The following is a 23,193-nucleotide window of genomic DNA, read 5'->3' on the forward strand; positions in this document are numbered from 1 at the left end:
GCGTCGCCACCCGATCCGCGCGGTACGACGTTTTCTGCAAGCCCGGGCGGCGTCACCACAGTCCGCGCCGGCCTCCCCAGAGCCCGCCCCGGCGGCACCGCAGCCGCTCCCACCGCTGACGTTGGTCGCCGGCGAGCTGTGCGAAGCTGAGGTCCGTGATCGAGGTACGGAGGCTGCGAGTACTGCGCGCGCTTGCTGATCACGGCACCGTGACCGCGGCCGCCGAGGTGCTGCACCTGACGCCCTCGGCGGTCTCGCAGCAACTGGCGGCCCTCGAGTCCGAGGTCGGGCAGGAACTGCTCGAACGCCGCGGCCGCCGCGTCGCCATCACCTCGGCCGGGCGCCTGCTGCTCACCCACACCGACGCCATTCTCACCGAGGTCGAACGCGCCGAGGAGGCCATGCGGCTGCACGCGCACGGGGTGACCGGCGAAGTCAGGGTGACTGCGTTCGCCACCGCGATCAGCCTGCTCGTCGCTCCCGCTCTCGCCCGCCTCCGCGAGACGAACCCCGGCCTCACCCTCGTCATCCGCGATGCCGAGGCCCACCAAGGCATCACCCAACTGCTCGACGGCGACGCGGACCTCGCGATCGCCGTCGAGCACCGCGGTTCGCCGAAGCCGGACGATCAGCGGCTGGTCCGGATCCCCTTGTACGCCGAGCCTTTCGTCGCCGTACTGCCGGCGTCGCACCCGGCTGTCTCGGCGGACACGATCGAGCTGCCGATGCTCGCCGCTGACGACTGGGTGATGCCGTCACCCGGCAACCCGATCCGGGACGTGGTCCTGCTGGCCTGCGAACAGGCCGGCTTCCAGCCCCGGATCGTCCACCAGTCCGACGACTTCCACGCCGTCGCCGCCCTGGTCGCGGCCGGCGGCGGTGTCTCGCTCGTCCCGCGCCTCGCCGTACCCGCGCTCGCCGTGACCCGCCCGCTGACCGAACCCGTGCCCACCCGGCGCGTGTACGCCGCTGTGCGCCAGAGCCGGGCCGATCACCCGCTCGTCACCGCGACCCTCGCCGTACTGACCGAGGTCGCCGAGAAGCTCTGACGCGGCAGCCCGGTCAGCGCAGCCGGGCGGCGGCGGTTCGGGTCAGGGCTTCGAAGTGAGCCGGGGCCACGCCGGTGCCCATTTCGCGGAACGCCAGGACCGAGACCAGATTGCCCTGGCGGGTGACGGCGTACGGGAAGCCGCCGTCCTCGCTACCGGGGTCGTTCGGGAGCGGGTAGTCGTACCAGCGCAGGATGACGGTCGCGTCCCCGACCGGCAGCGTCCGGTTCTCGGTCAGCTTGCGGGCGTGGGTGGGCGAGGGGTCGAGCGCCGTGCAGACCTTGATCGTCGCGACGATCTTGTCGTACGCCGCCTTCGCCGCGCGCGCATCGTCGTACCGGGTCAGCCACTGCCCGCCGGACGCGTCCAGCTCGGTGGTGAAGTTCCGGTTCAGGCTTCCGCGGACGGCGTTTCCGCGCGTGGACGAGGGGCCGCAGATCGGATCGCTGGACGCGGTGGTCGTGACCCAGCCACGTCTCGGATCCGCCTTGGCCACATCCGCTCCGGTCATCAGCATCGCCGTGCGCAACCGCGCCGCCGCCGGCTGCTGCGCCGGGGTCGCCACCACGGTCGGCGTCTTCCGCGGCGCCGGGATCGACCGCTCCGGCGTCGGGCTCGGCGACCCGCTCGGCGCCGGACTCGGTGTCAGGCTCGGTGTCACGCTGGGCGTGGCACTCGGGCGGCCCGCCGTACTCGCGTTGCCCGACGGCGTACTCCCGTCGGTTTCATTGCCGCAGGCCACCAACAGCAGACCGGCCATCGCCAGCCCGGCCGCACCCGTCAGCCGGCTCAGCGCCGCGCGACTCGTTCCCCGTGTGGACATGGCACCAACCTTCTCGCTCGATGTGCACCCTTGGACGCACACCGCAGCGGGTTGGTTGGCGCGTGATGCCTCAGACCCGGCGGCGGCCGTCGAGGCCGATGGTGGAGACGCGGGCGATGAGGGTTTGCGGGGTGTAGCGGGCGGCTGCCATCAGGAGCTTGTAGCGGCGGGTGGGGATCGAGATCGCCTTGCCGCGCATCAGGTCCTTCCAGGCCAGCTCGACCATCTCGTCCGCGTCCAGCCACAGGAACGACGGGATGATCGTCTTGTCCATCCCCATCCGGTCGTGGAACTCGGTCCGCACGAACCCCGGGCACAACGCCATCACCGCGACACCCTTGGCGTGCAGCTCGATCGCCAGCCCGGCGGAGAAGTTCGTCACCCACGACTTGTGGGCGCTGTAGCTCCCGCGCTGCAGGAAGCCGGCGACCGACGACACGTTGATCACCGCGCCGGAGCCGCGCTCGATCATCGGCAGTACGGCGGCGTGTGTCAGCCGGAGCACCACGCGGACCAGGAGGTCGAACTGCTTCTCCTCGACCTCGACCGGGTTCGCCCAGAACGGCTTCTTCTGGCCGAAGCCGGCGTTGTTCACCAGGACCTCGATCGGCCCGGTCCGGAACCGGTCCTCCACCTTCGCCAGGTCGTCGCGATCGGTCAGGTCGGCGGGGAGGACTTCGCAGGCGACGCCGTACCGCCGGGTGATCTCGGCCGCGGTCTCCTTCAGCCGCGCCTCGTCCCGGGACACCAGCACCAGGTCGTACTCCTCCCGCGCCAGCTTGTCCGCGAACGCCCGTCCGATCCCGGTCGCCGGCCCGGTGATGAGCGCAGTCGCCACGTTCTCCCGTCCTCCCGTAGGTATCAGGGCCCAGTCTGTCACTACTCTGGACCGGTGCTGACGGACATCGACACCTGGGTGCTGGATCTCGACAACACGCTCTATCCGGCCGACTCCGCCCTCGCCGAGCAGGTCACGCACGGCATCCTCTCGTCCGTCGCCGAGATCTACGGCACCGACCTCCCCAGCGCCAGCCAGATCCAGGCCGAGCTGGTGGCGCAGTACGGCACCTCACTCCGCGGTGCGATGACGACGCGGAACATCGACCCGCACGACTTCCTCAGCTTCGAGCGCCGCATCGACTACTCGGTGCTGAGCCCGGACCCGGCACTCGCCGCCGCGCTCACCAGCCTGCCGGGCCGCCGCTACGTCTACACGAACGGCTCGGCGTACCACGCCGAACAGGCGCTCCGGCAACTCGGCCTGACCGCGTGCTTCGACGGCATCTTCGACATCCTGGCCGGCGACCTGATCCCGAAACCGTACGCCGAGAGCTTCGACGCGTTCCTGACCCGCTTCACCGTCGATCCCGGCCGCGCCGCCATGTTCGACGACCTTCCGGTCAACCTCGAGGTCCCGTACGCCCGTGGCATGGCGACCGTGCTGGTCGGCGGACCACGTGGGGCCGGTGGCGCGGCGGCGTACCTGGAGATCGGGAGCAGGCAGTGGCAGGTCTGGGACCTGCCCGCCTTCCTTCACTCCTTGACGGCGCCGGCGGTCAGGCCCTCGACGATGTAGCGGCTGGCGACGGCGAACAGGATCATCGTCGGCACGATGCTCAGCACGGCGGCCGCCGACATCGATCCCCAGTCGATGTTGTAACTGCTGATGAAGCCGTTCAGCGCGGCCGGGATCGTCTTGTTGCTGTCGCTGTTCAGCAGCGTCACCGACAGGAACAGCTCGTTCCAGCAGTTGACGAAGTTGAAGATGAACGACGCCGCGATCCCCGGCGTCATCACCGGCACCAGCACCCGGAACAACGCGGACAGCCGCGAACAGCCGTCCACCATCGCCGCCTCCTCCAGCGACGCCGGCACGTTCTCGAAGAACCCACGCAGCATCACCGTGCACAGCGGGATCGACATGGCGACGTACACCAGGACCAGACCCCAGCGGTTGTCGACCAGATACATCCGCGTCATCAGGATGTAGAGCGAGCCGAGCGCGATGAACCCGGGGATCATCTGCGTCACCAGGAACGCGCCCATCACCGCGCCCTTGGAGACGAACTCGAACCTGGCCAGCACGTACGCCGACAACAGCGAGACCACCGTGGCCAGCGCGGCCGCGACCAGCGACACGATCAGGCTGTTGCCGATGAAGACACCGAAGTTCGACTGGTCGAACAGACCGCGGTAGTTCTCCAGCGACCACGTGGCCGGCCAGTACCTCAACGGATACGCGAAGATCGTGCCCGGATCCTTGAACGACGTGATCAGGATCCAGTACAGCGGGAACACCGTGACGATCAGGCAGATCCCCAGCCCGCCGAACTTCACGATCCGGCCGGGCAGCGTCTCGGAGCGGATCACGACAGTCCCTTCCTCGGCCGGATCGCGAGCAGGTAGAACACCGCGAACAGCAGCAGCACGAACACGACCATCACGCCCATCGCCGAGGCGCGTCCGTAGTCGCCCTCCTGGGTCACCTGGATCATGTACGACGTGACGATGTGGGTCTCGTTCGCCGGGCCGCCGCCGGTCATGCCGAAGATGAGTTCGGGCGAGTTGAAGATCCAGATCACCCGCAGCAGCACGGTCAGCGCGAGCGTGGTCCGGATCGACGGGATCGTGATGCTGAACAGCGTCCGGACCTTGCCGGCCCCGTCGATCGCGCCCGCCTCGTACAGCTCCTCCGGTACGCCTTGCAGTGCCGCGAGGATCATGATCGCGAAGAACGTCACGCCGTACCAGACGTTCGCGACGATCACGGAGAACATCGCGTAGCGGGCGTCGGCCAGCCACGGCACCGGGGTGTCGATCAGGTGCGTCTTCATCAGCAGGTCGTTGACGACGCCGAACTCGCCGTTGAACATCCAGCGGAACAGGATGCCGATCAGGAACCCCGACACCGCCCACGGGAAGAACACCAGCGCCTGGTACGCACCGCGGAAACGGAACCGCCGCCGCAGCCACAGCGCCATCGTGAACCCGATCAGGAACTGCGGGACGAGCGAGCCGGCCACCCAGACGATCGAGTTCGTCACCGTGCCGCGGAACATCTCGTCGCGCAGCAGGGTGCGGAAGTTGCCCAGGCCGACCCACGACGTGTCGGACAGGTCGTTCAGGTTGTAGTTCCGGAACGCCATCTGGATCCCGCTCAGCAGCGGGTAGTACGTGAACAGCCCGACAAACACCAACGCCGGCACCATGAACGCAAACAACACCAACGCTGTCCGCCCACTAAACCGCCGCCGCCCACCCCCCGACCGAGGTCGTGGATTCCGAGCCTCCGGCCGGGCGGCCCGGCTCGTCTCTGTCACCGCCATCCGCACTTCCATTCCAATCGGGCGACCGCACGCCCGGACGCCACTCCTATCCGGACACCCGAACGCCCCGGCACGAGTCCGACCCGGACACCCGAACACCCCGGCACGAGTCCGACCCGGACACCCGAACACCCCGGCACGAGTCCGACCCGGACACCCGAACACCCCGGCACCAGTCCGACCCGGACACCCGAACGCCCCGGCACGAGTCCGGGCCTCTGTCCTCTCCCCGCCGGCTTCGCGCGCAGCGCGGAGCCGGCGGGCTGTGAGGTGGGAAGACGGCGGGCCGCTGTAATCAGTTCCCGGCCCACTTCTTGGTCCAGTAGTCGTCCCAGCTCTGCAGGATCTCGGCGGGTTGGGCCTTGCCGGTGATCAGTTTCTGTACGTCGGCATCGGACTTGTTGCCCCACTCGGTCGACCACGGCACGCCGCGCGGCTGGGTGACCACGATGTACGTGTCGGGCGACTCGTTCATCGCGACGTACGACGCCCACGGACCGTCCTTGAAGAACGGGTCCTCAGCAGCCGACTTCAGGATCGGCACCAGGCTGTTCTCCTTCGAGAACGTCATCGCGGCCTCACCCGAGGTCAGGAACTTCACCAGTTCCACCGCTTCCTTCTTGTGCTCACTGCCCTGCGCGACCCCCCAGCCCGCGTTCGCCAGCGGTTGCGCCGCCTTCCCGGTCGGTCCGACCGGCAGCGGCGCTGTACCCCACTGGTCTTCCTTGATCGTCTTGGACTGCTTCACGGTCGCGATGACCTCGGGGTCCTGCAGCAGGAAGCCCGTCGTACCGGAGGTGAAGCCCTGCACCATCTCCGGGTAGCCCCAGCTGACCGCCGACGGCGGGGAGGCGTTCTTGAACAGGTCGAGGTACAGATTCAGCGCGTCGACCGCCTTCGGCGACGAGAAGATCGTCTTGCCGTTCGTCAGCTTGAACGCGTTGTCCCGGTTGATCTCGTCGATCACGTACCCGGAGATGACCGCGATCGCGTTGCCGCCGGCCCCGAGCCCGCCGCGGAACGAGTAGCCGTACACGTTCTTCGACGGGTTGTTGATCTTCTTCGCCTGCTCGACGAGTTCCGCCCAGCTCTTCGGCGGGCCGCTGAACCCGGCCTGCTGGACCAGGTCCTTGCGGTAGAACAGCGACAGGCCGTAGAAGCCGTACGGCACCATGTACGACTTGCCGCCCTCTTCGGTGACCTTGCGGGCGTTCGGGGTGAGCGCGTCGAGGCCCTCCCAGCCCTTCAGGTCGGGCGCCATGTCGTAGATCCACTTGTTGGTCGAGAACGGGCCGACGGTGGTGTCGCGCACCTCGAGGACGTCGACGCCCTTGCCGGACTGCAGCATCTGCTGGATCTTCTGGTCCGCCTGATTGGTCGGCGGCGAGATCAGCTGCACCTTGATCCCGGAGTTCTTCGCCTCGAAGTCGGCGATCAGTTTCTTCAGCAGCGTGGTCCGGGCCGGGTTGGTCAGGCTCTCGACCATCTGCAGCGTGACCTGCCCGTCGGCCTTCTCGGCGGGGCCGGGGCCACAGGCGGTGAGCAGCAGGGCGGCGGCGGTCGCCGCGGCGGTGAGAGATGCGAACATCGTGCGTGGTCGGTGGGGCATGGCGCTTTCTCCTCAGCGGATGTAGGCCCAGGGGAGGGCATCAGATGTGGGCGCGGACATCTGATGAGTTGATCGACCGCTTCCCGCACCCTAGTGACCGTCGCGCGGGAATGACAAGCGTTCGGCGACAATGTGACCGTAAGATGTCTGAGGACTTACTCTTCTGGTGAGTGGTGAGCGACTCTTCGGACGAGGCGTCCGCGACGAGGAGGTAGGAATGGCAGCCACGGACAACGCGCTGGCCGGCCTGCGTCAGATGATCGCGTCCGGCCGGCTCGGGCCGGGGGCGAAGTTCCCGCCGGAGCCGGAGCTGTGCGACCACCTCGGCGTGTCCCGCAGTTCGCTCCGCGAGGCGGTCCGCTCGCTGGCGGCGCTCGGCGTGATCGAGTCGCGGCACGGCTCCGGCACGTACGTCTCGGCATTGGATCCGGCCGAGATCATCAGCCGGTTCTCGCTGTCGGTCGAGCTGATCCCGCTGGAGGGCGTCCTGCAGTTGATGGAGGTACGCCGGGTGCTCGAGGCTCATGCGACCGCGGCCGCCGCGGCCCGGCAGGATCCGGACCTGGCGCAGCGACTGGGTGAGATCCTCGATCGGCTCGAGGCGACCACCGACGCGACCGAGATCCAGCAGCTGGACGCCGAGTTCCACGGCGCGATCTGCACAGCCGGCGGGAACCCGACCGTGACCGCGCTGACGGGTGTGATCCGCGGTCGCGGCGGTCACTACCGGATCTTCGAGCCGGGCGAGGAGTTCGACGCGATCAAGCAGACCAGCGACCGCGGCCACCGGGCCATCCTCGCCGCCATCGCCTCCCGCGATCCGGCGGCGGCCGCCACCGCCGCCTCCGCCCACATCGCCCAGACCGAACTCTGGCTCCGCGCCCTCCGCCCGGAACCCCAGGTCGACCTGCCCGCCGAGTAGCTACAGCCCTCGGCCGAGCTCGGCCGCGCGAAGGGTCAGGTACCGCTGCTCGGGAACACTGGCCGTCCTCCCCGCGGCTCGCAGGTAGCAGGCGCGAGCGGCCGGCAGATCCCCGGCCAGTTGGAGCAAATGGGCTCGGACCGCGTCGAGGCGATGCGAGCGACTGATCCGCTCGTCGCTGTCGAGAGTTCCCAGCAGCGCCAGACCGGCCCGCGGGCCGTGCACCTTCGCGACGGCAACAGCGCGGCTGAGCGTGACCACCGGTCCAGGAGCCACACGCTCCAGTACGTCGTACAGCGCAAGGATCTGTGGCCAGTCGGTCGTGTGGTCGGACGTCGCCTCGTCGTGCACGGCCGCGATCGCCGCCTGGACCTGATAGCGACCGATCGGATACCTGCCGAGGGTGCTGGTGATCAGTCCGAGCCCTTCGGAGATCTCGGCGCCGTTCCACAGCTCACGGTCCTGCAGCTCGAGTGGCACCAGCGATCCCGCAGCGTCTGTCCGCGCCGGCCGCCGGGCATCGGTGAGCAGCATCAGCGCGAGGAGTCCCGCGGTCTCGCCGTCGTCCGGCAGCAGCCGATGCAACAGCCGGGTGAGCCGAATGGCCTCGGTCGTCAGGTCGGTCCGGACGAGCTCGGGCCCCGAGGACGCCGTGTATCCCTCGTTGAAGATCAGATACAGCACACCCCGTACGACGTCGAGGCGTTCGGCTCGCTGCGGAGCGGCAGGCAACTCGAAGCGGCCGCCGGCCGCCATCACCCGGCTCTTGGCCCGGGTGATGCGCTTGGCCATCGTGGCTTCGGGAACGAGGAACGCGGCGGCGATCTCGGCCGTGCTCAAACCGCCGACGGCTCGCAGTGTGAGAGCAAGCTGGGAGGCGGCCGGAAGCGATGGATGACAGCACAGGAAGAGAAGGGTCAGCGTGTCGTCGACTTCCTCGGGCTGCGAGGCACCCTTGGCCGTCGGATCGCGTCGTACCTCGTCCTCACGGCGTCGACGCGCGCTGTCGCTTCGCCATTCGTCGACCAGGGAACGGCGCGCCACGGTGAGCAGCCAGGCTCGAGGCTGCTCCGGTACGCCGTGCTCGGGCCACTGGACCGCCGCGGCCAGGAGCGCCTCCTGTACGGCGTCCTCACAGGCATCGAACTGTCCGTACCGCCGGACGAGCACACCGAGGACCTGCGGCGCCAGCTCGCGCAGCAGGTCCTCCAGGTGCGTCGTACTCACAGCGCGTCGGCGTGATCCATGAGCCGGCGAACCTCCATCGGATAGCCGGTGAACGCGACGACCCGCGAGGTGATCTCGAGCGCCCGCTCCTCGCTCCCCTCGATGATCCAGTAGCCGGCCAGGGCCTCCTTGATCTCCGCGAACGGTCCATCCGTCGCGAGCGGAACACCGTCGACAACCCTGACCGTCTTGGCCTGACCGGGGTCCACCAGCTGCTGACTCGACACCAGTTCTCCGGAGTCGCGCAACTCGCCGTCGATGGTCGTCATCAACTGGTGCATCTCGGTGATCCACTCCGGCGTCCGGTTCGCCAGGGAGGCACCCAGGCCGCCGGTCATCATGATCATGTACTTCATCCCGAAACCCTTTCGTCGAGCGCCGCCCTCGGGCGCCGTGCCCGGTAGTCGGAGCCGCCGACCGGTTCTGGACACTCCCACCGAACCGCCGGGGTCAGCCGGCCGGCCGTGCCACCTCGGTCTCGTCGACGACGATGGTGTGGTAGCTCTCGATCCGCGACACGATGGCTTCGCGCGGGCCGTCCAGCCACGGCGCGCTCGAGTAGAAGCTGTCCTCCAGTTTCTCCCGCTGCTCGAGCGAGTCGAAGCGGCGGATCAGGTACGCCTCCTCGTGGCCGGCTTCGGCGACCAGCGACGGGCCCGAGCTCACGACGGTGATGCCGTGCTCCGCGAGCAGCGGCTCCGCCTCCTCCCGCATGACCCGGACGAACTCGTCCCGGGTGCCCGGCTTGAGGCGATACGTGCGGATCTCCAGAATCATGGCGTCAAACTAGTGGTGCGCCCCGACACTTTCCGGTTCCACACCAGCGAGGTCGACCACGTCGTACGGACTATGCGGTCGAGGCGACCGAAGGCCAGGCGACTCGGCGCCGGACGGTCGGTCATGCCCTAAGGTCGGGAACATGCGCGAACACGCTGAGCGGTTGACCGGGCTCGGGACGACGATCTTCGCCGAGATGTCCGCCCTCGCGGCGGCGACCAACTCGGTGAACCTCGGCCAGGGGTTCCCGGACCGCGACGGGCCGGACTCGCTGCTCGAGGACGCGATCAGCGCGATCCGCGCGGGCGCGAACCAGTACCCGCCCGCCCGCGGCGTCCCCGCGCTCCGGCAGGCGATCGCCGACCACCAGAAGCGGTTCTACGACCTGTCGTACGACCCCGACACCCAGGTCCTCGTCACCACCGGCGCCACCGAGGCGATCGCGGCCGCCTTGCTCGCGTTCGTGGAACCCGGTGACGAGGTGGTCGCGCTGGAGCCGTACTACGACTCGTACGCGGCCTGCATCGCGTTCGCCGGCGGCCGCCGCGTCCCGGTCACCCTGCGTGCCCCCGACTTCCGCCTCGACCTCGACGAACTCCGCGCCGCCGTCACCCCGCGCACCAAGGTCCTGCTGATCAACTCGCCGCACAACCCGACCGGCACCGTCCTCACCGACGACGAACTCCGCGGCATCAGTGCCGTCGCCGTCGACCACGACCTGGTCGTCATCACCGACGAGGTCTACGAACACCTCGTGTACGACGGAGGCCGGCACCAGCCGCTGGCGTCGTACGACGGGATGGCCGAACGCACCGTGTCGATCAGCAGCGCCGGCAAGACCTTCTCCGTCACCGGCTGGAAGATCGGCTGGGTCACCGGCACTCCTTCGGTGGTGACCGCGGTGACCACCGCCAAACAGTTCCTCACCTTCACCTCCGGCGCGCCGTTCCAGCCGGCCGTCGCCGGAGCGCTTGCCCTCGGCAACGACTACTTCGACGCCCTGCGCGCCGACCTGCAGTCCCGCCGCGACCTGCTCTGCGACGGCCTCGAACACCTCGGCTTCGGAGTCCACCGCCCACAGGGCACCTACTTCGTCACCACCGACATCCGCCCCCTCGGCCACACCGACGGCATCGAGTTCTGCCGCATGCTCCCCGAACGCACCGGCGTCGTCGCCATCCCCCACCAGGTCTTCTACGACACCCCCGAACCCGGCCGCCCCCTGGTCCGCTGGGCCTTCTGCAAACAACCCCACATCCTCCAAGAAGCCCTAACCCGCCTCCAAAAACTCTGACGTCGGGGCTCGGTCGAATGCCGGCTACTTGGGGAGGAAGCGGGCGAGGGTTTGGGGGTCTCGGGCGATGGCTGTGGTGTTGTCGTCGGTGGTGAGGATTGGGCGTTGGATGAGGATGGGGTTGTTGGTCATCGCCTCGATCCAGGTGGTGCGGTGGGCCGGGTCCCGGGGGATGTCGCGGAGGGGTTTGGCGGCGGGTTCGTTGTGGCGGACCAGGTCCCAGGGTTCGAGGCCGAGGCGGGACAGGACCGCGGTGAGTTCGTCCGCGGTGGGCGGGTCGTCCAGATAGCGCCGGACGGTGTACGAGACACCGGCCTCGTCGAGGGCCTTGGTGGCGGTGCGGCATTTCGAGCAGGCCGGGTTGATCCAGATCTCCACGTGAGGTCCTTCAGTCAGCGGTGGTGGAACCAGAGCTTGGTCGGTTGCTGCAGCATCAGGTACAGGAGTGTGCCGTGGATGGCGAGGGTGAGGATGCTCCTGGGCAGTTCCATCAGCCCGCCGGCGATCCCGATCGCGGCGACGGCGATGAGCAGGTAGCGGGCCCAGGCGCGACGCTTGAGCAGGAAGATCGCCGGGAGGATGTACGCGACCGCGCAGATCAGGATGACGGCGACGACCTGACCTCGGGCGTCCTTCGAGCCGAGGACGATCTCCGCGATCTGTTCGCCGGCGGAGCTCAACGCGAGCGCGGCGAGCAGGAGGCAGATGGCGCCGAGTCCGATCGACATCACCGCGGCGACGGTGACCTGTTTCGGTGGACCCGGCTGGTAACCGTACGGATTCGGATCGCCGCCGAACGCATCGCCGTACGGCCCCGGGTAGTCGCCGTACGGGCTCCGAGGATCACCGTACGGCGGCGAGCCGGGCGGGTGTGAGCCCGGGGAGCCGTACGGCGGCGAGCCGGGCGGGTGTGAACCCGGTGGACCGGGCGACCGCGAGCCGGGCGGCTGTGAACCCGGGGAACCGGGCGACGGCGAGCCGGGTGCGCCGAAGACGCCCTGGTGCGGCCCGGGGCGGTCCTCGCCGGGATTGTTGCCCTGCTGGTCGGTCATGCCCTGAAGAGTTCCTTCCCACCGGCTCACCCCGATCCTCGCAGATCGGCTCAAACACACCGTTCAGGAGTCGGCGACGACGCGGATGTCGAGGTTGGGGAAGGTCAGGAACGGGCTGAGGTCGTCGGCGGTGAGGTCGTCGCCGGGGAAGTACGCCGGGTCGGGGTGGAAGTGGACCGTGGTGCCGGTGGTCGCCGTGGTCGCGGTGGTGGGGATCGGTTCCAGGTCGGTGACCGGGAGGCCGTGTTCGTAGCGTTGGGTCCAGGAGCCGTTGAGGCGGCGGTTGGTGTGGACGAGCCAGTCGCTGAGGGCCGCGACGACGGACATCCCTCGGCGCGGGTGCCCGTCGGTGAGGAGCGGGCTGGACGGGTTCGCGAAGAAGCGGAGGTCCTGGGTAGCCATGATCGGCTTCTTGATCAGCCGGCCGTGTTCGTCGACGCGGGTGTCGGTGCCGCGGCCGTCGTCCTCGACCGCGATGGAGCCGTCGGGGTGCAGGGTGACCGTGCACGTGCCGCGACGGCCGCCTGATTCGGCTTCGTCCTCGGGGTAAGCGATGACTTCGAGGACCAGATGCAGCAACCCGCCCGGCGAATAGCCGGCGGAGTTGGAGCGGATCAGCTGCAGATGCTGCTGGTCGACCGAGCCTGCCCAGTCGTGCGTGGTGTTGACCCAGTCGGCCCGCGGTTGCGTCACGCACCCATTCTCCCGGATTCCTTTCACCGCCGGAGCCGGTCTACACGTGGACACAACCACGTTCGGAGGGAGAGTCATGCGCAGGATCATCGCGTCAGCCCTGGTGACGCTCGACGGTGTCGCCGAGGACCCGGGCGGTTACGGGGGTACGTCGTACGGCGGCTGGGCGCAGCCGTACTTCGGTGAGGAATCCGTCCGCCGATCACTCGAGAAGCTGTCGACGTGCGACTACTTCCTGTGCGGACGCCGTACCTATGAGATGTTCGCCGCAGCCTGGGCCACCGCGCAGGGCCCGTACGCCGATCGCCTGCGCACCCTCCCCAAACTCGTTGCCTCGGCCACGCTGACCGGCGGGCTGACGTGGAACGCGTCCCTGCTCGAGGGCGACGCGATCACCGCCCTCGATGAGATCAAGCGGCAGCCCGGTGGCGACGTCATCATGTACGGCAACCCGACGCTCCTCCGCTCACTCCTCGAGCACGGGCTCGTCGACGAACTCACCCTCGCCATACATCCCCTGGTCCTGGGCAGCGGCGCCAAGTTGTTCCCCGACGGAACACCACGCACCGGCCTCGATCTCGTCAGCCAGACCACTCTCGCCAACGGCGTCACGACCCTGACGTATCACCCGTCCTGAGTGAGAACGCAACAGCCGGGCCCGGATGCAGACCGGGCCCGGCTGTCTGCCGGACGAGCGTCAGGCGGGGATTACGTCGAGGGCGTCCTTGGCCTCGTTGAGGGTGACCTTGACGGTGTCGCCGTCGCGGACTTGGCCGGAGAGGAGGTTGCGGGCCAGCTCGTCGCCGATGGCGGACTGGACCAGGCGGCGGAGCGGGCGGGCGCCGTACACCGGGTCGTAGCCGGTCATCGCGAGCCACTCCATCGCGTCCTCGCCGACGTCCAGGGTGATCCGGCGATCGGTCAGGCGGCGCTGCAGCGCGGCGATCTGCAGGGCGACGATCTGGGTCAGTTCCTCACTGCCCAGGGCGTCGAACAGCACGATCTCGTCCAGCCGGTTGATGAACTCCGGCTTGAACGACTGCCGCACCACCGCCATCACCTGGTCGCGCTTGACCTGGTCGTCCAGCGTGAGGTCGGCCAGGTACGCCGAGCCGAGGTTGCTGGTCAGGATCAGGATGACGTTGCGGAAGTCGACGGTCCGGCCCTGACCGTCGGTCAACCGGCCGTCGTCCAGCACCTGCAGCAGGAGGTCGAAGACCTCGGGGTGCGCCTTCTCCACCTCGTCGAGCAGGATCACCGAGTACGGGCGCCGGCGCACGGCCTCGGTGAGCTGGCCGCCCTCCTCGTACCCGACGTAGCCGGGCGGGGCGCCGACGAGCCGCGCGACGCTGTGCTTCTCGCCGTACTCCGACATGTCGATCCGGACCATGGCGCGCTCGTCGTCGAACAGGAAGTCCGCGAGCGCCTTCGCCAGCTCGGTCTTGCCGACACCGGTCGGGCCGAGGAACAGGAAGCTGCCGGTCGGCCGATCGGGGTCGGAGATGCCGGCCCGGGCGCGGCGGACGGCGTCGCTGACGGCCTTGACCGCCTCGCGCTGACCGATCAGCCGGCGACCCAGCTCGTCCTCCATCCGGAGCAGCTTGCCGGTCTCGCCCTCGAGCAGCCGGCCGGTCGGGATGCCGGTCCACATCGCGATCACCTCGGCGATCTCGGTCGGGCCGACCTCCTCGTTGACCATCGCCTCGGGACCCTCGGTGGCCTCCGACTCGGCCGCGGCCGCCTCGAGCTCCTTCGTCAGCTGCGGGATCTCGCCGTACAGGATCCGGGCCGCGGTCTCCAGGTCGCCGTCGCGCTGGGCGCGCTCGGCCTGGCCGCGCAACTCGTCGATCCGCTCCTTGATCTCACCGACGCGGTTCAGGCCGGACTTCTCCTGCTCCCAGCGGGACTCCAGCGCCCGCAGCTCCTCCTCGCGGTCGGCGAGGTCGGCGCGCAGCCGCTCCAGCCGCTCCTGGCTGGACGGGTCCTCCTCGCGGGACAGCGCGAGCTCCTCCATCTTCAGCCGGTCGACGGTACGGCGGAGCGAGTCGATCTCGACCGGGGACGAGTCGATCTCCATCCGCAGCCGGGACGCGGCCTCGTCGACCAGGTCGATCGCCTTGTCCGGCAACTGGCGGCCGCTGATGTAGCGGTGCGACAGCGTCGCCGCCGCGACCAGGGCGGAGTCGGAGATGGCGACCTTGTGGTGCGCCTCGTAGCGCTCCTTCAGGCCGCGCAGGATCGCGATCGTGTCCTCGACGCTCGGCTCGCCGACGAAGACCTGCTGGAAGCGGCGCTCCAGCGCCGGGTCCTTCTCGATGCGGGTCCGGTACTCGTCCAGGGTGGTGGCACCGATCATCCGCAGCTCACCGCGGGCCAGCATCGGCTTCAGCATGTTGCCGGCGTCCATCGCGCCCTCGCCGGTGGCACCGGCGCCGACGACGGTGTGCAACTCGTCGATGAAGGTGATGATCTGACCGTCGGACTCCTTGATCTCGGTCAGCACCGCCTTCAGCCGCTCCTCGAACTCACCGCGGTACTTCGCGCCGGCGACCATCGCGCCGAGGTCGAGGCTGATCAGCCGGCGGCCGCGCAGCGACTCGGGCACGTCACCGGCCACGATCCGCTGGGCCAGGCCCTCGACGACGGCGGTCTTGCCGACGCCGGGCTCACCGATCAGGACCGGGTTGTTCTTGGTCCGGCGGGACAGCACCTGGACCACCCGGCGGATCTCGGCGTCACGCCCGATCACCGGGTCGAGCTTGCCCTCCTTGGCCCGCTCGGTCAGGTCGACGCCGTACTTCTCCAGGGTCTTGGTGGTGCCCTCGGCCTCGGGCGAGGTGATCCGGCGGTTGCCGCGTATCCGGTCGAACGCCTGCAGCAGCGCGTCCGGGGTCACGCCGAGCGCGGTCTTCGCATTGCCTTCGACGGTGGCGAGCGAGATCAGCAGGTGCTCCGTGGAGACGTACTCGTCCCCGAGCCCGAGGGCCCGCTGCTCGGCCTGGTTCAGCACGTCGCTGGTCTTCGGCGACAGGCTGGGCGCCTGCACACTGCCGCCGCTCGCCTTCGGCAGGCGGCCGAGGAAGTCGGCGGTACGACGGCGGACAGCGTCGACATCGGCTCCCGCAGCCTGAAGCAGCCCGGCGGTGGTCCCCTCCGGCTGTGCGAGCAGTGCGGACAGGAGGTGAATGGGTTCCACGGTCGGGTTGCCCGCCGCGGAGGTCTGACGGATCGCGACCGACAGGGTTTCCCGGGCCAGCGTCGTCAACCGCTGAACGTCCATCTGGTTCCAGCCTTTCAAGCTCGAGCAACAGCAGTCACTGGATACAACCTATCCAAACTTGAGTCCATTCCACTCAACTCTAGGAAATTCTGGGGAGAACTCAGGGTCCTCCTCGGGGTCGGCGATGCTCTTGCTACAAGTTGTATCCGTTTGGTGGCTGCTGGTTGAGGTGAGTTGGCTTGCTGTGGACAACCGAGGAGTACCAGCGGATGTCGGCCGTCGGGATCGCGGCGGCGGTCGGTTCGGGGGTGGTGTCGGCGGGCGAGGTGTCGGCGGGCGAGGTGGTCGAGGCGGCGCTCGTGCGGATCCGGGAGATCGATGAGGGGCTTCGGGCCTTCCGGGAGGTCTGGGCGGATCGGGCTCGCGCGCAGGCCGCCGCGATCGACCGGGAGATCGCGGAGAGTGCGATCGGCAAGCGGCCGCTGCTCGGTGTACCGATCGCGGTCAAAGGCGGAAGTACGGCGTACGTCGGTCCGCTGATCGCCGCCGGGGCGATCCCAGTCGGCGCGACGGCTACGCCAGGACCGGGGACCAGTTGGCAGACGTGGGGACAGACCGACCGCGGTCCGACCGTCAACCCGTGGGACGCCTCTGTGGTGCCCGGTGGTTCGTCGGCGGGTGCGGCGGTGGCGGTCGCCACCTCGATGGTGCCGTTGGCCACCGGGACCGACGGCGCGGGTTCGGTCCGCATCCCGGCGGCGTGGTGTGGAGTCCTCGGGCTCAAGCCGACCAACGGCGCGATCCCGAGCGCGGACCGGACCGGGCTCGCGGTGGGCGGTGTGATCGGTCGGCACCTCGTCGACCTGCGGCAGTACTGGTCCGTGATGAGCGGGCAGGACGCTCCCCCGCGTCCACCGGCCCTCCGGGTGACCTGGTCCGCCGACCTCGGTTTCGCTCCCACCGCGCCGGACGTTGCGTCGATCGCCCGTACGGTGTTGAGCGACTTGGTGTCCAAGGGCATCTTTGAGCCAGTGGACGTTCCGGTCCAGTTGCTCGACCCCGCACCGGCCTGGATGGCGATCCGAGCGGACGGCGAACCAGACCGCACCGGCGTACGTCGCGCGAACGACGACCGACTGCGGCGAGCCTTCGCTTTGACCGACGTCGTCGCGACACCCACCACGCCGAATCTCCCGCACGGTCACGACGGGCCGGGCGACACGTTCAGTGTCGCGCTCACCTGGGCCTTCAACCTGAGCGGACACCCGGCGATCAGCCTTCCAGCCGGATTCGCGCAGTCAGGTCTGCCGGTCGGCCTGCAACTCGTCACCCGGCACGGGCAGGAACACCGTCTGCTGGCCGCGCTGATCGGCGCGGACGTCCGGTTCGAGGCCGGCCGTATGGTCCAGGCACGGGAGTCGCAGGCGCCGGAGGCGGCGGAGCCACACGGAAACTGAAGCCACGCGGGAAACCGAGCCGCAGGAGCTCGGGGCGGAGCCACACGGGAAACCGAGCCGCAGGAGCGCGGGGCGGAGCCACACGGAAACTGAGGCGGAGGCGCGCGGGGCGAAGCGGTGCGGAAGCTGAAGCGGAGGCGCACGGGGCGAAGCGGTGCGGAAGCTGAAGCGGAGGCGCACGGGGCGAAGCGGTGCGGAAGCTGAGCCGCAGGGCGGTCCGGGGTGGACCACCCTGCGGGAGCCGAAGGGCGCCTGGGGGTGGGACGCGCCTTCGGGGGTGGAGACGTCGGGGGACAACATCTCCACCGGCCGGAGGTTCCGAGGGGGGAGCGGAAGCCTCCGGGTCGCTGGGCTCAGCACAACCGGCCCGAGCCCACGCTCTTCATGTCAGCCTGGACTCAGCACAACCGGCCCGAGCCCACGCTCTTCATGTCAGCCTGGGCTCAGCACAACCGGGCTGAGCCCACGCTCTTCACTGTCAGCCTGGGCTCAGCACAACCGGGCTGAGCCCACGCTCTTCACTGTCAGCCTGGGCTCAGCACGGCCGGCCGGAGCCCGCGCTCTTCAACTGTCAGCGGGGGCCCAGCACGATCGGCCTGAGCTCGGGCTCTTCACTGTCAGCGGGGGCCCAGCTCCAGGGGCTGGGTCCGGATCCAGCGGGTGGTCTGCTGCCGGCCCATGGCGATCACGTCGCCGGCCGGGCCGGCCGAGAAGACCCGGCTGCCGGTGCTCCGCCGGGAGGCACCGACACCCCGCTGGACTTCTGCCAGTAGCTGGTTGACCTGCCTGCGCAGGTCCTCCACTTCGGACTGTAGCGCGAGGATGTGCCGAATTCCCGCCAGGTTGATGCCCTCTTCCTGGGACAGGTGCTGCACGTACCTCAGCTTCGCCACGTCGTACGCCGAATACCGCCGGCCGCGGCCGGACGCCCGACTGGGCGTGACCAGGCCGAGCCGGTCGTACTGGCGCAGGGTCTGCGGGTGCATGCCGGCCAGCTGGGCCGCCACCGAGATCACGTAGATCGGGGTGCGGTCGTCCCAGGTCGGCACCTGGTTGAACGGGATCCCCATCACGCGCTCCCGAACAACCCTGCCCGCAGGTCGGGCTGATCCGACGCCGCGTTGAACTCCTGCAGCTTGGCGCGCTGCTCGTCGGTCAGCTCGTGCGGCACCTGGACCTCGAGAGTGAGCAGCAGGTCGCCCTTGCTGCCGTCCCGCCGGACCGAACCCTTGCCGCGGACGCGCAGCTTGCTGCCGTTCGCCGTACCGGCCGGAATCCGGACAGTGACCGGCAGACCGTCCAGGGTCGGCACCTTGATCTCGGCACCCAGCGCGGCCTCGGTGAAGGTCACCGGGACGTTCAGCGTCAGGTGCTCGCCCTGGCGACCGAAGATCCGGTGCGGCTTGACGTGCACGGTGACGTAGAGGTCGCCCGCCGGGCCACCCCGCTCACCGGCCGCACCCTTGCCCTTGAGCCGGATCCGCTGGCCGTCCTGCACGCCCGCCGGGATGCGGACCTGCATGGTCTTGCTCGACTGGCCGCGGCCGGAGCCGTGGCAGGTCTCGCACGGCTGGTCGACGACCAGGCCGCGGCCCTTGCACTCGGTGCACGGCTCGGTCATGGCGAACACGCCGCCCTGGACCGAGGTCTGCATCCCCGTGCCCTCGCACTTCAGGCAGACCTTCGGCACCGTTCCGTACTTCGCACCGGTGCCGCGGCAGGTCTTGCACGGCTCGTCGCTGGTCATCCGGAGCCCGACGGTGACACCGTTCACGGCCTCGGCGAACTCGATCGTCGCCTCGGTCTCGATGTCGGCACCACGCCGCGGCCGGGCCGTGGACGTGGTGGTCGTGGTCCGGCCACCGCCGAACATGCCGCCCAGGATGTCGCCGAGGCCGCCACCGGCGGTGGCGCCGCCGCGGTTGAACAGGTCGCCGACGTCGAAGTTGAAGCCGCCACCGGAACCGGCGCCACTCGGCATCCGGAAGCCGCCGCTGCCGAACAGCCGGCGTGCCTCGTCGTACTCCTTGCGCTTCTTCGGGTCACCGACGACGTCGTACGCCTCGGAGACCTCCTTGAATCTCGCCTCCGCGGTCGCGTCCCCGGCGTTGGAGTCGGGGTGGTACTTGCGCGCCAGCTTGCGGTAGGCCTTCTTGATCTCGTCCGCTTCGGCGGTCTTGGAGACGCCGAGAACCTTGTAGAAGTCCTTCTCGAGCCAGTCCTTCGTGCTCATCCGACGCCTCCCCTCTCGCCCTGTCGGTTACTCCGCAGACTTGTCTGCGGGCTGGTCGTCATCTGTGCTCTCCACCGGTACGTCGGCCTTCGCGGCCTCGGCCGGCAGTTGCTCGGTCGGCTCCGAGACGGCCACCCGGGCCGGCCGCAGGACCCGATCGCCGAGGCGGTACCCCGGCTGCATCACCATCGTCGCGGTCGGTCCGTCGACCTCGTCGGAGTAGTTGTGCAGCAGGGCCTCGTGGATGCGCGGGTCGAAGGGGTCGCCCTTCTCGCCGTACTTCACCAGACCGAGCTTCTCGGTGACCCGCTCGAGCGACTCGGCGACCGCCTTGAAGGCGCCCTCCAGCTCGCCCGCCTCCCGGGCCCGGCCGATGTCGTCGAGGATCCCGAGCAGCTCTGTTAGCACCGAGCCGATCACGACCTCCCGCGCGGCCTCCCGGTCGCGGTCAACCCGGCGCTTGTAGTTGACGTACTCGGCCTGCAGCCGCTGCAGGTCCGCCGTACGCTCGGCCAGCGCCTCGGTCAGCAGTGCCTCCTGGGCGGACGGGCCGATCAGGTCCGACGGGTCCTTCGGCGGTTGCGCGCCCGGGGTGCCCGGCATGCCCGGTGCGGCGCCGGCCGCGGGAGCGTCCGAAGTGGACTGCTCCCGCAGCTCGCCGGTGTCCGGGTCGATCCGGCGCTTGTCCCGGACGACGGGCTCACCGTCGCCGAACTCGCTGCCAGTCGGTCGATCCGTCACTTGTCCTCCGTCTTGTCCTGCGGCCGGTCCTCGTCCACGATCTCGGCGTCGACGACGTCGTCGTCGGTGCTGCCCGAGCTGTCGGCGGACGAGGTGCTCTCCTCGGAAGAGCCGGCGGCCTGGGCGTTCGCGTACATCGCGGCACCCATCTTCTGGCTGGACTGGGCGAGCTTCTCCGACGCGGACTTGATCGCGTCGGCGTCGTCACCCTCGAGCGCCTTCTTCAGCTCCGCGACGCCGTCCTTGACCTCGGTCTTGACGTCGTCCGGGACCTTGTCCTCGTTCTCCGACAGGAACTTCTCGGTCTGGTAAACGAGGCTCTCGGCCTGGTTGCGGGCCTCCACCGCCTCGCGGCGCTTGCGGTCCTCCTCGGCGTACTGCTCGGCGTCGCGGACCATCCGATCGATGTCGTCCTTCGGCAGCGCCGAACCGCCGGTGACGGTCATCCGCTGCTCCTTGCCGGTGGCCAGGTCCTTCGCGTTGACGTGCACGATGCCGTTCGCGTCGATGTCGAAGGTGACCTCGATCTGCGGGACATTCCGAGGGGCGGGCGGCAAACCAGTGAGTTCGAAGTTGCCGAGCGACTTGTTGTCGCGGGCCATCTCGCGCTCGCCCTGGTAGACCTGGATCATCACCGACGGCTGGTTGTCCTCGGCCGTGGTGAAGATCTCCGAGCCCTTGGTCGGGATCGTGGTGTTGCGCTCGATGATCTTGGTGAACACACCGCCCTTGGTCTCGATACCGAGGCTCAGCGGGGTCACGTCGAGCAGCAGGACGTCCTTGACCTCACCCTTCAGCACACCGGCCTGCAGGGACGCGCCGACGGCGACGACCTCGTCCGGGTTCACGCCCTTGTTCGGCTCCTTGCCGCCGGTCAGCTCGCGGACCAGGTCGGCCACCGCGGGCATCCGGGTCGAACCGCCGACCAGGATGACGTGGTCGATCTTCGACACGTCGATGCCGGCGTCCTTGATGACCGCCTTGAACGGGGCGCGGGCGCGCTCCAGCAGGTCGTTGGTCATCTTCTGGAACTCGGCCCGGGAGAGCTTCTCCTCCAGGTGCAGCGGGCCGGACTCGGTCAGGCTCAGGTACGGCAGGTGGATGGTCGTCTCGGCCGCGGCGGACAGCTCGATCTTGGCCTTCTCGGCGGCCTCGGTGAGGCGCTGCATGGCCATCTTGTCGCCGGACAGGTCGGTGCCGTTCTTGTTCTTGAACTGGGTCACCAGCCACTGGACGATCCGGTTGTCCCAGTCGTCACCACCCAGGTGGTTGTCACCGCTGGTCGCCTTCACCTCGAAGACACCGTCGCCGATCTCCAGCAGGGAGACGTCGAAGGTGCCGCCACCGAGGTCGAAGACCAGGATGGTCTGCTCGGTGCCCTTGTCCAGGCCGTACGCGAGCGCGGCCGCGGTCGGCTCGTTGACGATCCGGTGCACCTTCAGCCCGGCGATCTCACCGGCCTCCTTGGTCGCCTGGCGCTGCGCGTCGGAGAAGTACGCCGGCACGGTGATGACCGCGTCGGTGACCTGCTCCCCGAGGTACGCCTCGGCGTCCCGCTTCAGCTTCTGCAGCACGAACGCGCTGATCTGCTGCGGCGTGAACTTCTTCCCGTCGATGTCCACGCTCCAGTTCTCGCCCATGTGGCGCTTGACGGAGCGGATGGTGCGGTCGACGTTCGTGGTGGCCTGGCGCTTCGCCACCTCGCCGACCAGGACCTCGCCGTTCTTGGCGAAGGCCACGACCGAGGGCGTCGTACGCGCTCCCTCGGCGTTGGGGATGACGGTGGGCTCGCCACCTTCCAGTACGGCGATGACGGAGTTCGTCGTACCGAGATCGATACCGACCGCGCGGGCCATGTGCTTACCTCCACGAAGTTGAGTGATGCGGACTCAATGTTGCCGTTCTGCCGCCCGGGTTTCAAATCCGTGACTGAACAAACTTGAGTACACCTGACTCAACATGACACACCCCCTGGGTCATTCCCAACCCCGGCCCCCGATTCCCAGGGATCGCCCAGGGAACTCCCGGCCCGGCCACGGATCCGGGGCGGTGGTCGGACCCCTGCCGCGGAAAAGGGTTTCCGTGGGATGGTGTCACGGTGAAGCTCCGCCCCATGACCTCAGCCGACGACGCCGCGGTGCTCGCCCTGAACGCCGCCGCGGAAGGCCTGGTCGAGCCACTCCGACCGGACCGGCTGGACTGGCTCCGGCTGATCGCCGCCCACGCCGCCGTGGTCGAACTGGACGACGAGGTGGCGGCCTTCGTCCTCACCTTCACGCCCGGGTCGGCGCACGACAGCCTCGACTTCCAGTGGTTCACCGAGACGTACGCCGACCGCTTCCTGCACCTGGACCGGATCGTGGTGGCCGAACAGCACCGGCGCAAGGGCATCGCGACCGCGGTCTACCGGGCGGTCGAGCGGGCCGCGAAGCCGTTCGACCGGCTCGTCTGCGGGATCAGTTCCGACCCTCCCGACGTGGCCGGCCTGGCCTTCCACGCCGGCCGCGGCTTCGTCGAGGTCGGCAAGCTCAACCGTCCCGACGGCACCACCACGGCGCTGTGCTCCAAGGAGCTGAGCGACTAAATCGGGTGCGTGCCACGCGGCCAGCGGTCACCCTGGAGGCATGTCCAGACAGATGCAGGAGCGGCTGCGCAACGCGTTCGTGTGGCGGACGGACCGCGGCGCCTGAAGCAGCTACGCCGACGTCACCGGGTGGTGGCGCGACGCCGAGTTGCTACGTGATCTTGGCCCCGCATTGGGTCGCCTGTA

The 23,193-nt window shown here is 69.0% G+C and carries 23 protein-coding genes; 7 read left to right on the plus strand and 16 right to left on the minus strand.

The annotated features are described in order from the left end of the window. Window positions 1–155 precede the first annotated feature (155 nt). A complete protein-coding gene (locus tag ACYVOK_RS04790) occupies window positions 156–1,049 on the plus strand; it encodes a LysR family transcriptional regulator (protein WP_460660993.1) in 894 nt (297 codons plus the stop codon). Between the two features lie 13 nt (window positions 1,050–1,062). On the opposite strand, the gene ACYVOK_RS04795 is transcribed toward ACYVOK_RS04790, so the two are convergent. Together ACYVOK_RS04795 and ACYVOK_RS04800 are read right to left on the minus strand one after the other, a co-directional pair. Continuing rightward, window positions 1,063–1,872: a hypothetical protein gene (locus ACYVOK_RS04795; protein ID WP_460660994.1), complete on the minus strand. Its 810-nt coding sequence runs from the start codon at window positions 1,870–1,872 to the stop codon at window positions 1,063–1,065. A 70-nt stretch (window positions 1,873–1,942) separates the two neighbouring features. Continuing rightward, entirely contained in the window at window positions 1,943–2,710 is a 768-nt protein-coding gene (locus ACYVOK_RS04800) for an SDR family NAD(P)-dependent oxidoreductase (protein ID WP_460660995.1), read from the minus strand. Window positions 2,711–2,764: 54 nt separating this feature from the next. On the opposite strand from ACYVOK_RS04800, the gene ACYVOK_RS04805 reads away from it, so the two are divergent. Further along, window positions 2,765–3,448, plus strand: coding sequence for a pyrimidine 5'-nucleotidase (locus ACYVOK_RS04805; RefSeq protein ID WP_460660996.1), 684 nt, complete (start codon window positions 2,765–2,767; stop codon window positions 3,446–3,448). On the opposite strand, the gene ACYVOK_RS04810 is transcribed toward ACYVOK_RS04805, so the two are convergent. The 3 genes from ACYVOK_RS04810 to ACYVOK_RS04820 form a co-directional block, all read right to left on the minus strand. After that, entirely contained in the window at window positions 3,406–4,242 is an 837-nt protein-coding gene (locus tag ACYVOK_RS04810) for a carbohydrate ABC transporter permease (protein ID WP_460660997.1), read from the minus strand. The two genes, ACYVOK_RS04805 and ACYVOK_RS04810, sit on opposite strands and share 43 nt — an antisense overlap. Then, window positions 4,239–5,096 carry a carbohydrate ABC transporter permease gene (locus tag ACYVOK_RS04815; RefSeq protein ID WP_460660998.1) on the minus strand — a complete coding sequence of 286 codons (858 nt, stop codon included), beginning with the start codon at window positions 5,094–5,096 and terminating at the stop codon, window positions 4,239–4,241. Before ACYVOK_RS04815 ends, ACYVOK_RS04810 begins: the two co-directional genes overlap by 4 nt. Window positions 5,097–5,493: 397 nt before the next feature. Then, window positions 5,494–6,807: an ABC transporter substrate-binding protein gene (locus tag ACYVOK_RS04820; RefSeq protein WP_460660999.1), complete on the minus strand. Its 1,314-nt coding sequence runs from the start codon at window positions 6,805–6,807 to the stop codon at window positions 5,494–5,496. A gap of 217 nt (window positions 6,808–7,024) precedes the next feature. On the opposite strand from ACYVOK_RS04820, the gene ACYVOK_RS04825 reads away from it, so the two are divergent. Next, a complete protein-coding gene (locus ACYVOK_RS04825; protein WP_460661000.1) occupies window positions 7,025–7,729 on the plus strand; it encodes a FadR/GntR family transcriptional regulator in 705 nt (234 codons plus the stop codon). Here ACYVOK_RS04825 and ACYVOK_RS04830 read toward each other — a convergent pair whose 3' ends face one another. The 3 genes from ACYVOK_RS04830 to ACYVOK_RS04840 form a co-directional block, all read right to left on the minus strand. After that, the gene (locus ACYVOK_RS04830; RefSeq protein ID WP_460661001.1) at window positions 7,730–8,956 is read right to left on the minus strand and encodes an RNA polymerase sigma factor; all 1,227 of its coding nucleotides are present in this window, start codon (window positions 8,954–8,956) and stop codon (window positions 7,730–7,732) included. Next, the gene (locus ACYVOK_RS04835; protein ID WP_460661002.1) at window positions 8,953–9,312 is read right to left on the minus strand and encodes a YciI family protein; all 360 of its coding nucleotides are present in this window, start codon (window positions 9,310–9,312) and stop codon (window positions 8,953–8,955) included. The genes ACYVOK_RS04830 and ACYVOK_RS04835 overlap by 4 nt, the downstream gene beginning before the upstream one ends. Window positions 9,313–9,406: 94 nt before the next feature. After that, entirely contained in the window at window positions 9,407–9,733 is a 327-nt protein-coding gene (locus ACYVOK_RS04840) for an NIPSNAP family protein (RefSeq protein WP_460661003.1), read from the minus strand. Between the two features lie 142 nt (window positions 9,734–9,875). Here ACYVOK_RS04840 and ACYVOK_RS04845 point away from each other — a divergent pair, with 142 nt between their 5' ends. Next, entirely contained in the window at window positions 9,876–11,027 is a 1,152-nt protein-coding gene (locus tag ACYVOK_RS04845) for a pyridoxal phosphate-dependent aminotransferase (RefSeq protein WP_460661004.1), read from the plus strand. Window positions 11,028–11,051: 24 nt separating this feature from the next. Here ACYVOK_RS04845 and ACYVOK_RS04850 read toward each other — a convergent pair whose 3' ends face one another. The 3 genes from ACYVOK_RS04850 to ACYVOK_RS04860 form a co-directional block, all read right to left on the minus strand. Further along, window positions 11,052–11,405 carry an ArsC/Spx/MgsR family protein gene (locus tag ACYVOK_RS04850; RefSeq protein WP_460661005.1) on the minus strand — a complete coding sequence of 118 codons (354 nt, stop codon included), beginning with the start codon at window positions 11,403–11,405 and terminating at the stop codon, window positions 11,052–11,054. 14 nt (window positions 11,406–11,419) lie between these two features. After that, window positions 11,420–12,079 (minus strand): hypothetical protein, encoded by a 660-nt coding sequence (locus ACYVOK_RS04855; protein WP_460661006.1) that lies wholly within the window; start codon window positions 12,077–12,079, stop codon window positions 11,420–11,422. Window positions 12,080–12,142: 63 nt separating this feature from the next. After that, window positions 12,143–12,772, minus strand: a complete 630-nt coding sequence (locus tag ACYVOK_RS04860) for a hypothetical protein (RefSeq protein WP_460661007.1) — start codon at window positions 12,770–12,772, stop codon at window positions 12,143–12,145. A 76-nt stretch (window positions 12,773–12,848) separates the two neighbouring features. Between ACYVOK_RS04860 and ACYVOK_RS04865 the strand changes: the two genes are divergently transcribed. Next, window positions 12,849–13,409 carry a dihydrofolate reductase family protein gene (locus tag ACYVOK_RS04865; RefSeq protein WP_460661008.1) on the plus strand — a complete coding sequence of 187 codons (561 nt, stop codon included), beginning with the start codon at window positions 12,849–12,851 and terminating at the stop codon, window positions 13,407–13,409. Window positions 13,410–13,469: 60 nt separating this feature from the next. Here the strand turns inward: ACYVOK_RS04865 and clpB are convergent, their stop codons facing one another. Beyond that, on the minus strand, window positions 13,470–16,052 hold the full coding sequence (gene clpB, locus ACYVOK_RS04870) for an ATP-dependent chaperone ClpB (RefSeq protein ID WP_460661009.1): 2,583 nt from the start codon (window positions 16,050–16,052) through the stop codon (window positions 13,470–13,472). 179 nt (window positions 16,053–16,231) lie between these two features. Between clpB and ACYVOK_RS04875 the strand changes: the two genes are divergently transcribed. Further along, a complete protein-coding gene (locus ACYVOK_RS04875; protein ID WP_460661010.1) occupies window positions 16,232–17,449 on the plus strand; it encodes an amidase in 1,218 nt (405 codons plus the stop codon). Between the two features lie 617 nt (window positions 17,450–18,066). On the opposite strand, the gene ACYVOK_RS04880 is transcribed toward ACYVOK_RS04875, so the two are convergent. Genes ACYVOK_RS04880 through dnaK form a run of 4 tightly spaced genes read right to left on the minus strand, consistent with a single transcriptional unit; the run spans window position 18,067 to window position 22,279 of the window. Continuing rightward, window positions 18,067–18,519, minus strand: a complete 453-nt coding sequence (locus tag ACYVOK_RS04880) for a heat shock protein transcriptional repressor HspR (protein ID WP_460661011.1) — start codon at window positions 18,517–18,519, stop codon at window positions 18,067–18,069. After that, a complete protein-coding gene (gene dnaJ / locus ACYVOK_RS04885) occupies window positions 18,519–19,682 on the minus strand; it encodes a molecular chaperone DnaJ (RefSeq protein WP_460661012.1) in 1,164 nt (387 codons plus the stop codon). The genes ACYVOK_RS04880 and dnaJ overlap by 1 nt, the downstream gene beginning before the upstream one ends. Before the next feature lie 27 nt (window positions 19,683–19,709). Further along, the gene (gene grpE / locus ACYVOK_RS04890; RefSeq protein ID WP_460661013.1) at window positions 19,710–20,423 is read right to left on the minus strand and encodes a nucleotide exchange factor GrpE; all 714 of its coding nucleotides are present in this window, start codon (window positions 20,421–20,423) and stop codon (window positions 19,710–19,712) included. Beyond that, window positions 20,420–22,279, minus strand: coding sequence for a molecular chaperone DnaK (dnaK, locus tag ACYVOK_RS04895; protein WP_460661014.1), 1,860 nt, complete (start codon window positions 22,277–22,279; stop codon window positions 20,420–20,422). Before dnaK ends, grpE begins: the two co-directional genes overlap by 4 nt. 257 nt (window positions 22,280–22,536) lie before the next feature. Here dnaK and ACYVOK_RS04900 point away from each other — a divergent pair, with 257 nt between their 5' ends. Then, window positions 22,537–23,007 (plus strand): GNAT family N-acetyltransferase, encoded by a 471-nt coding sequence (locus ACYVOK_RS04900; protein WP_460661015.1) that lies wholly within the window; start codon window positions 22,537–22,539, stop codon window positions 23,005–23,007. The last annotated feature ends 186 nt before the right edge of the window (window positions 23,008–23,193 follow it).

The organism is Kribbella swartbergensis, assembly GCF_054784135.1.

Excerpts from the sequence above, each read along its gene's own strand:
- ACYVOK_RS04795 (WP_460660994.1), bottom strand. The coding sequence starts at position 1,872 with ATGTCCACACGGGGAACGAGTCGCGCGGCGCTGAGCCGGCTGACGGGT.
- dnaJ (WP_460661012.1), bottom strand. The coding sequence starts at position 19,682 with ATGAGCACGAAGGACTGGCTCGAGAAGGACTTCTACAAGGTTCTCGGC.
- clpB (WP_460661009.1), bottom strand. The coding sequence starts at position 16,052 with ATGGACGTTCAGCGGTTGACGACGCTGGCCCGGGAAACCCTGTCGGTC.
- ACYVOK_RS04825 (WP_460661000.1), top strand. The coding sequence starts at position 7,025 with ATGGCAGCCACGGACAACGCGCTGGCCGGCCTGCGTCAGATGATCGCG.
- ACYVOK_RS04845 (WP_460661004.1), top strand. The coding sequence starts at position 9,876 with ATGCGCGAACACGCTGAGCGGTTGACCGGGCTCGGGACGACGATCTTC.
- ACYVOK_RS04820 (WP_460660999.1), bottom strand. The coding sequence starts at position 6,807 with ATGCCCCACCGACCACGCACGATGTTCGCATCTCTCACCGCCGCGGCG.
- ACYVOK_RS04840 (WP_460661003.1), bottom strand. The coding sequence starts at position 9,733 with ATGATTCTGGAGATCCGCACGTATCGCCTCAAGCCGGGCACCCGGGAC.
- ACYVOK_RS04880 (WP_460661011.1), bottom strand. The coding sequence starts at position 18,519 with ATGGGGATCCCGTTCAACCAGGTGCCGACCTGGGACGACCGCACCCCG.
- ACYVOK_RS04835 (WP_460661002.1), bottom strand. The coding sequence starts at position 9,312 with ATGAAGTACATGATCATGATGACCGGCGGCCTGGGTGCCTCCCTGGCG.
- ACYVOK_RS04855 (WP_460661006.1), bottom strand. The coding sequence starts at position 12,079 with ATGACCGACCAGCAGGGCAACAATCCCGGCGAGGACCGCCCCGGGCCG.
- dnaK (WP_460661014.1), bottom strand. The coding sequence starts at position 22,279 with ATGGCCCGCGCGGTCGGTATCGATCTCGGTACGACGAACTCCGTCATC.
- ACYVOK_RS04900 (WP_460661015.1), top strand. The coding sequence starts at position 22,537 with ATGACCTCAGCCGACGACGCCGCGGTGCTCGCCCTGAACGCCGCCGCG.
- ACYVOK_RS04865 (WP_460661008.1), top strand. The coding sequence starts at position 12,849 with ATGCGCAGGATCATCGCGTCAGCCCTGGTGACGCTCGACGGTGTCGCC.